Genomic DNA, 10,252 nt, shown 5'->3' with positions numbered 1-10,252 from the left:
CGCCGGTCTCGCCCTGCGCCAGCAGTTCGCCGCGTTCGTTCATGATCTCCACGCGCACCAGGGGACTGGGCCGCCCTACGGACGACAGGCGCTCATCCCCCGCGATGCGGCCGAGGACGAAGTGCTCGGCCGGTGTCAGGAAGGAGATCGAGGCCGGGCATTCGGTCTGGCCGTAGCCGCCCATCATCACCGGGCCGAAGACTTCGATGGCGCGCTTGAGCTTCTCGACGGACATGGGCGCCGCACCGTAGAGGAAGTAGCGCAGCGAGGCAAAGTCGACCTTCTCGATGCTGGGAATGTCCAGCAGCTTGTAGATCACCGTCGGCGGCAGGAAGAGTTCGGTCACTCTGTGGCGCGCGATCGCCCCCAGCAGGAGCGCAGGGTCCGGCTTTGTCAGTACGACCACGGTGCCGCCGCGGGCCGTGCAGGGCACCGCGAGCATGCCGGCGGTGTGTGTGATCGGCGCCGCGGCCAGGTTCACCGGATATTCGTCGCCGCCGTAGCTCGCGGCCGTCATGAAGTGTGCAATGAAGGCCTGCAGGCTTCGGTGCGTGTTCATCACGCCCTTAGGGCTGCCCGTGGTACCGCCGGTGGGTGACACCGCGACCACGTCGTCCATGTCGCAGGCCACGTCGGGTCGGGTGGCAGCCACTGTTTCCGTCCAATCCGCCAGCGCTTGCGCACCGGGATGAAAGCCGTCCAGGCAGATCCAGCGCTGAACCTTCGGCAGGCGCTCGCGCAGCGCGTCGATCTGGGCGCCGAAGGCCTGCTGGAAGAAGACGATCTCGCAATCGAAGCTGTCGAGGATGTAGTGGTTCTCCTCGGAGGCATTGCGCACGTTGATGGGAATCCACGTCATGTTCGCGCGCCACAGGCCGAGGGTGCAAATCCATGCGGTCACGTCGTTGCCGGCCCAGACGGCGCCACGCGTACCCTTGGCGAATCCGTCCGCCAGCAGTTGGTTGGCGATGCGGCAGGAGAAGTCGCCGACCTCGTCGAAACTGTACTGTCGCTCATCCTGGATGTAGGCGATGCCGGTCGGGTTGATGCGCCAGCCGCGGTCGAAGAAATCGATGATGGCCATGGGGCCTCCTTTGGAATCTCGGGCGCGAGCGCATCCGCAGGGCCGGCGGCTGCCGGCCCGGGATGCCTCGCGAGAATGATCAGCGTGTCAGAGCTGCGTGACGGTGGCTCTCGCCAGCCCACGCTGCTCGAGGAAGCCCAACAGGTAGCGATGGCCCAGGGCCTTGGCGGCCGAGGCGAAGCCGACCTTGGCGGTGTCGTTGTCGATGAGCTTGATCGCAGCGGCCGCCTGCAGCACGCCGGTGGAAATGTAGGGCGTCAGGCCATGCACGGTGGCGCGCACGGCCGCGAGGTGACCTCGACCGATGGCGAAGTCGACGGTGCGCTGGATCGTGGTGCGCTCACGCGGCGGCATCTGCGGCGTCGTGGAGTCGACGAGATGTTTGACCACCGCATCCTGCTCGCCCTTGCTCAGGTGCTTGTATTCGGCCTCCCACTTCTGGCCGACCGAATGCACCAGCTTCATCACCTCGTTGTCATAGAAGCCGACGGCCGACGTGCAGGCCCGCACGCGCGAGTCCTGCTCGAAGAACACCGGCAGCGAGGTGCCGCCCCARGGCAGGCAAAAGATCGGCTGCATGAAGTCGGGCGAAGTGATGTTGTAGCTGGTGCCGGGCGCATGCTTGACCAGCTTCTTCTCCCACAGGTAGAGCTCTTGCTCGCGATACTGCCCGAAGATCGACGCGGTCGAGCCGACGGTGACACCCGAGCCGGCGCCGCGCGGGCCACGGCACAGGGTGGCGGTCTCGAGCGTATCCACGCCCTCGGTTTCGAGCGCCAGTTCGGCGGCGATTTCCGCGAAGGTGTACATGTAGGCGGTAGACGGCGCCACCAGCAGGCCCGCCTGGCGGAACAGACTGCCGAACTGCTCGCGGACTTGCAGGATGTAGGCCTGCTCCCCGGTGCTGTCGAGATAGTGGCAACCCGCCTTGAGCGCGGCTTCGACGGCCACCAGGCCGAAATCCACGAACGGGCCGACGGTGTTGCAGACGACCTTGGCGCCCGCGAAGGCTTTCGTCAGCGACGCGACGTCGTGGTCGCATTCGATGATTTCATAGGTCGCGGATTCCAGGCGGACCACACGCTGCGCCATCATTTCACGGGTGCGTCCGGCGCTGCGGGCGACTGCGGTGAAAGGAATGTTCTGGTCGATGAGCGCGTCCATGATGAGCATGCCGGTGTAGCCACTGGCTCCATAGACGACGACGGGGTGCTTTGCCATTGAGAGTCTCCTGTGTGAGTGTTGCGCTGCTTGAAGAAAGGGCCGAATGCCTCTGCCTGGCCGCCAGTGTCCTGATTTGCCGTGTGCCGCTCAATCACGGAAAGCCGGGAATTCATTCCAAGCATCGATTCACGGAATTCCGTGAACGACTGTCCTTCCCCCGCGCCAGATGGTTGCGCGAGACCTCCGCCGCCTTGACGCGCGCCGCCTTCGCCATCAGTACTTACCCGGAAGCCGCAATCGAAGTTCACAATGGGAGAATGGCCGCACTCCCGAAAGTCACCCGCCCGCTTCTGTGATGTTGTCCTATGCCCCAAGGCCGCTATTCCTGAAGCTGTGCGCTCCTCGTCCGGTTCCTCATGAAATCGAGCGCAATGCGGTCGCTGTGCTCCTTGCTCAGTCTGCGGCGAGCGTGGTGCTGGTCACTGCGCCAGCGGGATACGGGAAGTCCACCGCCATGGGGCAATGCCATCGTGCGCTGCATGAGCAGGGGATCCCGGTGGCGTGGCTGACGGTCGATCAGGACGACAACGATCCGGCGCGATTTGTCTCTCATCTGCAGTCGGCGCTGGCGCCCGTGTTTTCGAAGTTGCTTCCAGAGCGCGCGCTCGTCGAAGGCGACCATGTCGATGCGGCAGCAGGCAGCCGTGCCTACCAGCTGCTCAACGATCTGGCCGCGGTCCAAACCGGCTTTGTGCTGTTCGTCGACGATGTCGAACGTCTCGACAACCTCGAGGTACTGCACACATTCGTCCGCGTCATCGACACGCTGGGACCGGACCAGCGCGTCGTGATCGGCTCGCGTTCGATGCCAACGCTGGCACTGGGACGGCTTCGGGCGCAAGGGGCGTTGCTGGAGATCGATCGGAAGGCGCTGCGGTTCTCGATGGAGGATATGCGCGACTACCTCGCCGCCCGTCTGACCTCACCCATCGATGAGCTCGACCTGGCCATGCTCCAGACCCAGACCGATGGCTGGCCTGTGGCCTTGCAACTGGCGGCCTCGCTCATTGGCTCCGCGGGCGTCGATGCGGCTTTGCGCGGTACCGGGGAATTTTCACGGGCCATGGCAAGCTATCTTGCCGAAGACGTTCTCGCGAGACTGCCATCGCATCAGTTGGACTTTCTGCGGCAAACCGCCCTGTTCGAAACCTTCTGCGCCGCCATGTGCGATGCCGTCCTGGACCGCGAAGACAGCATGGTCCTGCTGCAAGGGATCGAACGCGAGAACATTCTCCTGTTTGCTGTTGAATCGGACGGCGGCGATTGGCATGAGTACCATCCGTTGTTTCTGGCATTCCTTCGCAATCAACCGGGTGTTCCGGTAGGCGAGTCAGCCCATGGGCTGCACGTGAGGGCCGCAAGGTGGTTGGCTCAGGAAGGTCGTTTGATACAGGCCATCCACCATGCGCTCGCAGGTGGGGCGGTCGAACTCGCTGCCCAGTGGATGGCGCTTTGCGCCTCCGAGATGATCAATACCGGCCAGATCGATGCCCTGGCCCAATGGGTCGCTTCCATCCCCGAACACTTGTTGGAAGCGCACCCGGACCTGGCCATTTCCGGCGCCTACGCAATGGCCCTCCGCCATCGCCACTCGGCTGCCRTTCGGCTGATCGACATCGTCGAACGCGTGGCTGCGTCGGATTCGCAAGTCGCCTCCGAGTTGGTGGGCGCAAGGCTGGCTGCTTATTCGTGGGGTGACGAGGTTCCGAAAGCCACGGCACTCGCCCTCGCCTGCGTGGGCGGCTCTGACGCTGCCCCACCGCGAACTCGCGGTTTGATCCTCAACGTGTCCGCCTACGCTTGTATTTGCCGAGGAGACTATGCACAGGCACTGCGCTATCTGGCCACCGCCAAGCGCGCCTATGTCGGCGAGATCCACGGGCTCAATCACACCCTGTGTTTCGAAGGGGCGATAGAGCTGCACCAGGGCAACGTCGGCGAAGCGCGCCTGCGCTTCGAGGCCACATTGCACAAGATCATCGACGCGGGCTACCGATTCACGGATGCGTCGGGTGTCGCTGCAGCCCATTTGGCCGAAGCCCTTTACGAACTGAACGACCTCCAGGCTGTAGAGCTTCTGCTGGAAGACTACCTGCCTACCATCCGGGACGCCTGCACCGCGGACTACGTGATCGTCGCCTTTCGTGTGGCGGCGCGCACGCACGCCTTGCGCGGGCGCACCCAGTCTGCCCAACAGACGCTCTCCGAGATGCTTGACCTTGGCGACGCCTGGGGCATACCTCGTATCGCCTCGGCAGCCCGGCAGGAGAAGCTGAGACTGGCACTGCTGGGCGGCGACCTGGCGAGTGCGCGCCACCTCATGACGCTGATCGAGCAAAGCGGCGGCTGGAAGGCCGAGGCCGGTCAGTTCCTCCATGCCGACGATCTCGACGATGGCTTCATCGCGTCCGTGCGGCTCTCCATGCGCTCTGGCGCCGCGCCGTCGATGATCCACCGCGTGCAGGAGGCGGTGGCGCAGGCCGAGGCGGCCCATCACACGCGCCGTGCCGTGCGCCTGCGCTGCCTGTTGGCACAGGCCTACGAGGCCGCGCTCAAACGCCCGCAGGCGCTGGAGGTGCTCGAGCAAGCGCTGGATGTTGCCAGTACCAAGGGACTTGTGCGGGTGCTGGCCGAYGAACCCTGGCATCTTCAGCCCCTGCTGGAGGCGATGGCGACACGGGATGGCGTGCACCCCCTGCATCTGGCCGCGGTCTCCGGCGCCATGCGCCCCACCCTGACGGCGGTGCCCCCGGCGCCAGCCCAGAGTGCGACCGAAAGCCTGCTCAGCCAGCGCGAGCGCCAAGTGCTGCGCCTTCTGGCCGACGGACTATCGAACAAGGAACTGAGCCGCAGCCTGTTCATCAGCGAGAACACCGTGGAAAGCCACCTTCGTCGCATCAACGGCAAGCTGGGCGCGAAGAACCGCACGCAGGCAGTCACGCGAGCGCGCGAATTGGGTCTGATCTAGGGCCTGTTCGACCTATCGCTGTCGACCGGTGCCATGCGGCCGAGGAGATTGGCAAAGGCGTCCGCGCTCGGCTCAAGATCGCCAATGGTGTAGCCCCAAGCAGTTGCGAGTTTCTGCTGCCGGACAACGAAGAGGACTTCTCTCGCCCATGGGAACACTCGCCAGGGGTAACCAGCATGTACCTCCCATTCGGGGCGAACCCGGAGGCCGTGCCCGACTTCTCCAAGGATGAGTTGCTCCGCAGGCTGCGAGCTGCTCTAGGCGGCAATATTCCGGCTCCCTTGACCTCGTCAACTTCCAGGACCAGGACATCTGCCACGGTGACCAAGCCGCAATCCGCAATCAACACATGCGCCGGTGCTCTCTGTTCGAAGCAAAACGGCGGCCCGTTGGGCCGCCGTTGAGTTCCTGACCAGCGTTGTGCCGGAGTCGATCAGGGTTGCAGCTCGATCTCGCCCGGCCGCCAGGTCTTGTTGAACCACGGTTCCAGCGGACCGTAGAGGCGCAGCAGCGTGAACCAGCCCTTGCCCGGAATCGTCTGCACCCAGTTGTTCTCCATTCCCGCCGGGGCCTTCGGTCCGAAGTAGACGTCCACCGAGCCGTCCGCATTGGTCTTGACGCCCTTGCTCTGGCTGCTGACGCTCGGGGCCTTTTGGTCGGTTTGCACCATCGAGCGGGTCTGGTTGTCGTAGACGATGACCGACCAGAAATCCTTGACTGGGACGTTGGGCGGCAGGCGCAGTTTGTAGTTCTTGCCGCCATCCAACGGGTTGCCCTTCGCATCCTGGACCGACCAGGGGTACTGCGACCCACGGCCCACCATCTTTTCCTCCATCGCCGGCGTCACGGCGATGGCAAAGTAGTAAAAGAAAACGGCACCGTCCAGATTGCTGACACCGGGCGCCGACTCGAACTTGTATCCACCCAGGAACGGCAGGCGCCACGCACTGTCCGGATAGAAATACGCATCCTTCGGGCGAATCTTGAAGGCGATCGTGCGTGCCGTCACCGCGCCGATGTTGGCGGCGTCGGTGAGGATCTTCTTCATCCGCTCATCGGGAGCAAAGGGCTTGCCCTTGACGATGCCGATCGAGGCGAACAGGCCTAAGGTGGTCGGGTCGGAACCCTCCGCCGGCTCTTCCTGGATGACCTGGTTCAACAAGCTCCAGAACGAATAGTCACCCGGTGCGACGAAGTTCGATGGGAGCCCGGAGGCATTGACGAACTTCATCTGCGGCGGGTTGGCGGCTTCGGCCAAGGGATAGAGGCGCAGGTTCTTCTTGGCCGAATCGACCGCGGGTTGGGTGGAGCCGTCTACGAGGAAAGAGCGAAAGACGAAGTAGCTGCCGAAGGTGTTCGGCCGCAAGACGTGATACCCGGCTGGTATGTCGCCCTTGAATCCGGGCGGCAGCAGGAGGTACTTGCCGCCCTCGCCCTTGTCGGCCCCGGTGATGCCGATGTCGCCCACCCACTTGTACCAGAAGTCGTCGACCGTCCCGAGCACCTTGGGCGGAATCTCGGCCACCACCGGACCCTTGCTCGTGTCGACCCACATGAAGTTGTAGATCGTGTTGTCGTTGCCGGTCAGGGCGACGGTCTTCGAATCGAGCAGATTTTCCCAGATGACGTTGGTCTGGTTGTCGGGTCCGAACTTGCGCAGCGATTCGCGCATACCGGCCTGATTGACGATCGGGATCGCGAGCAGATAGGCCTGAAGGGCGCGCGAACGGTCCAGGTTGTCGTAGATCTTGTCGACAGTTTCAGCCGACGGGTAGCCGTAATTGAGGTTCAGCGTCCCGATCGAGGACTCGATCTTGTTCGGCACGGCGACGCCCGGCGCGATGGGTGTCGTCATCTTGTAGGGCTGCGCGGAAACCGTCGTGGCGACGGCGGCGGCGATCACCACGCCAAACAGTAGCTGTTTCATAACTTTTTGAATCCCCTTGTAGATCGATTGGCGGTTTTGGTTCTTTGACGTATCTCAGGCCACCCATTGATGGTCGCTAGCGACTGGTTTATGAGCAGACGCTTGTAGGTCCGGTTGTGGCCGGGACTTCGTCACAAAAAGGGATTCTAGGCATGGCGAGCCAAGGCTCCGCTGAAGCTCGCATCGCCTGGTTCCAATGCTACTTACGAACGACTGCGGCGCCGTTGGGCCCGGCGCAGCCCGCGCGGTAAACGCCATTGACGCAGGTGACCCTCGGGGGCGGGGGCTTCTTGACCACGACCGCGCCGTTCGGGCCGGAACAGCCCGCGCGATAAACGCCCCTGACGCACGCGCTCGCCGAGGCGTCCAACGGCAGCAGGGCCATCATTCCCAAAGCTGACGTCGCAGCCAGTAGATACCGGTATTTCAAAGCTTGCTCCCTGATAAAGGCTGGCGAACGCCATGGATACCCGCCGTTTCGTCCTGCGCAGACCATACTGATAAAAGCATCCGCGCGCACCTTCCCTTTCGGGCAGTAGCCTTGCTCCGGCGCGCGCAGGGTGCGCCACAGTCGCCTCGTCTCGCCGCCGGCCGATGCCAAGGCTACCAGCGCACCTTCATGCCGATCGACGCCTGCACTGAGGACTTCACGGAGGCATCGCCGCTGATGTTCCACAGATGCCCAATTTCGCCGTAGAGGCTCGTCGTTGGTGTCAGTGCCAGGGTCGCTCCAGCGGCCACCTCGCCAGCGCTGTAGCTGCCTCCGCTCGCCATCGCGGTCACTCCCGACGGGCCGATGAACGCGGCCACATCGTCCCCGACGCTCGCGTGGTACAGGTTCACGCGCCCATAGGGCTGCAGCCGACCGGCCCCCGTGGCGAGGTCGCCCTTCACGCGCACGCCCAGGCGCCCGATCCAGCCATTGCCCGGGTCCTGCTGCACGCGTGCGCCACTCAGTATCAGGTCGTCGAAGCTGCTGTGCTGCCACGCGAACTGCGCCTGTGGCTCGATGCTCCAGCGCGCGTCGAGTGCGAACGCCTTGCCCGTCTCCACCGAAGCCATGAGGCTGCTGGCCTTGCCCGAGACTCGGGGGTTGATGTCCGGACGCACGTCATAGCGCTGGCTACCGCCTTGCAGCACGCTGTCGACATACCAGCCATTGGCGTCCATCCAGGTCGCATAGGCACCCAGGTAGCGTGACTGCAGGTTGTTGCTGCCCACCCGCGCGGTGAGCCCACGCGCATTGCCGGTGACGTCGGCGTTGCCGTCCAGAACCCCGACATAGACGCCGGCGCGCCAGTTGTCTTTCACCAGCAAGTCRCTCCCGGCCTGCACGCCGCTCACCTGCCCGTCGGTCCGAGCGTGTGCGATGCCCGATTGCTCCATCCCCAGGTCGGCATACACCACGCGCGCCCACGCCCGGCGCGTGCTCGCATTCGGCGTCTGGTCGTCAGGCCCGTTGTGGGACTCGCCCGCCGTGGCCGCGGGAGCCTCATCCCCCATGCGCCGATGCAGGTTGCTCAGCATGGCCAGGTCGGATCGCCGCAGCTGCGCCGGCAAGGCGGCCAGCAGAGGCACTTCGGCGCGATAGGTGGGCACTTGAACGGGCGGAACCGGCTGGGGCTGCGCGGGTTGCTCGGGTAGCGCCGACTGCTCCGGAGGCGCGGGTTGGATCGGGGGGATGGACGGCGCGGTCGAGCGCAGGTACCAGTTTTCCCCCGCGCCAAGCAGGTCGGCCGCATAGAGGCGGTACTCGAAGGCCCCCGCGTCCACATGGCCGCCGGCCAGGCTGAAGGCGCTCTGGGTCGTCTGCGCGGTAGTGGTCGCTCCATTGCGTCCACTCACCACCTCGATGCCATTGCCCGTGGTGAGCATGCCGAGGCCTGCGATGCTGGCGATCTGGATCGTGGTCTTGCCGCTGGCTTTGGCCGCCGCTCCGTCGAGCACCAGCCTGTCGCTCACGCTGGCGCTGCCGGCGAGACCGGTGCCCAGCCTCAGGAGGCCGGTATTGCCCACATAGGCGCCGCTGGTCGTGAGCGTGCTGCCCGCTGCGGCGCCGACCAGGCTGACCGTTCCGCTGTTGGTCAGTGCCGCCACGCGTTGATCGAGGCCACTGGTGTCCAGGGTGGCGCCTGTCGCTACCGTGTGGGCCGAGGCGGCGCTGAGCGTGTGAGCCGCGCCAGTGCGCAAGGTGCCCGCGGCCACCGTGGTGGCACCCGTGTGGGCGTTGGCGCCCGAGAGCACCAGCGTGCCGCTGCCGTTCTTGGTGAGCGCCCCGCCACCGGAGATGACACCCGACAGAGTTTCAGTGAAGGCGCCGGTATCGACGATCGGATCATGAGTGCCGGTGAGCACCACCGCGTTGGCCAGGTTCAAGCCATCGGCCGCAAATCCCAGCGTGGTTCCTTCGTCCATGGCCAGGGGCCCGCTGCCGAGCGCGGTGTTGTGACCCACCGAAATCTGTCCGCCCTTGAGCGCCGTGCCGCCGCCGTAGGTGTTGGCGCCGGTCAGCGTCAGCGTGGCGCTGTTGAGCTTGGTGACGGTACCGGTCCCGCTGATCACGCCGCCGAAGGCGACGTCGTCCGAGCGGTTGAACGCCAGCGTGCCGTTGTTGGTCACGTGGCCGACGATCGATCCCGTCGTCCCTGCATTGCCCAGCTGCAGGGTACCGCCACTGATGGTCGTGCCGCCGGTATAGCTGTTGGCGCCGGCGAGGACCAGCGTGCCCAGATCGGTCTTGTCGACTCCTCCGGCACCGGCGAGTTCCGACACCACAGTGGCCACGTAGCCCGCTCCCGGCGCCGTGCCGTCGCCCACGCGCAGGGTGTTGCTGCCGGCAGCCAGCGTGATCGGGCCGCCTTGCACGACGTAGCCGTTGGTCGCGAACTGCATGCCGCCGGAGATGACCGCCCCCAGGCTGTTGTCCACCGTGACGGTACCGGGCACGGCGGAGAAGATCGCAAAGTTGCCGTTCGTATAAGGCGCATTGACGGCCCCGGTCACCTCGGTCCAATTGTCGTTGCCGGCCGAGGCCTGCCAGATGCCATTG

Annotated in this window: 6 protein-coding genes; 2 read left to right on the top strand and 4 right to left on the bottom strand. The window is 64.9% G+C overall.

The annotated features are described in order from the left end of the window. Together AC1D2K_RS20805 and AC1D2K_RS20800 are read right to left on the bottom strand one after the other, a co-directional pair. Window positions 1-1,084 (bottom strand): AMP-binding protein (locus AC1D2K_RS20805; protein ID WP_478090725.1); only part of this gene is annotated, 1,084 nt, incomplete at its 3' end. Between the two features lie 87 nt (window positions 1,085-1,171). Beyond that, the gene (locus AC1D2K_RS20800) at window positions 1,172-2,305 is read right to left on the bottom strand and encodes a saccharopine dehydrogenase family protein (protein WP_478090724.1); all 1,134 of its coding nucleotides are present in this window, start codon (window positions 2,303-2,305) and stop codon (window positions 1,172-1,174) included. Window positions 2,306-2,319: 14 nt separating this feature from the next. Between AC1D2K_RS20800 and AC1D2K_RS20795 the strand changes: the two genes are divergently transcribed. Further along, window positions 2,320-2,604, top strand: coding sequence for a hypothetical protein (locus AC1D2K_RS20795; protein ID WP_478090723.1), 285 nt, complete (start codon window positions 2,320-2,322; stop codon window positions 2,602-2,604). Beyond that, complete coding sequence (locus AC1D2K_RS20790; protein WP_478090722.1) at window positions 2,604-5,276, top strand: LuxR C-terminal-related transcriptional regulator; 2,673 nt, start codon at window positions 2,604-2,606, stop codon at window positions 5,274-5,276. Before AC1D2K_RS20795 ends, AC1D2K_RS20790 begins: the two co-directional genes overlap by 1 nt. Before the next feature lie 433 nt (window positions 5,277-5,709). On the opposite strand, the gene AC1D2K_RS20785 is transcribed toward AC1D2K_RS20790, so the two are convergent. Together AC1D2K_RS20785 and AC1D2K_RS20780 are read right to left on the bottom strand one after the other, a co-directional pair. Further along, entirely contained in the window at window positions 5,710-7,203 is a 1,494-nt protein-coding gene (locus AC1D2K_RS20785; RefSeq protein WP_478090721.1) for a DUF1254 domain-containing protein, read from the bottom strand. 603 nt (window positions 7,204-7,806) lie between these two features. Further along, the coding region (locus tag AC1D2K_RS20780; RefSeq protein ID WP_478090720.1) for an autotransporter family protein at window positions 7,807-10,252 on the bottom strand (2,446 nt) is incomplete at its 5' end.

The organism is Variovorax sp. P1_H12_2 (genome assembly GCF_056405335.1).
The sequence above is the reverse complement of the archived record's forward strand: the minus strand, read 5'-3'. Positions and strand labels throughout refer to the sequence as shown.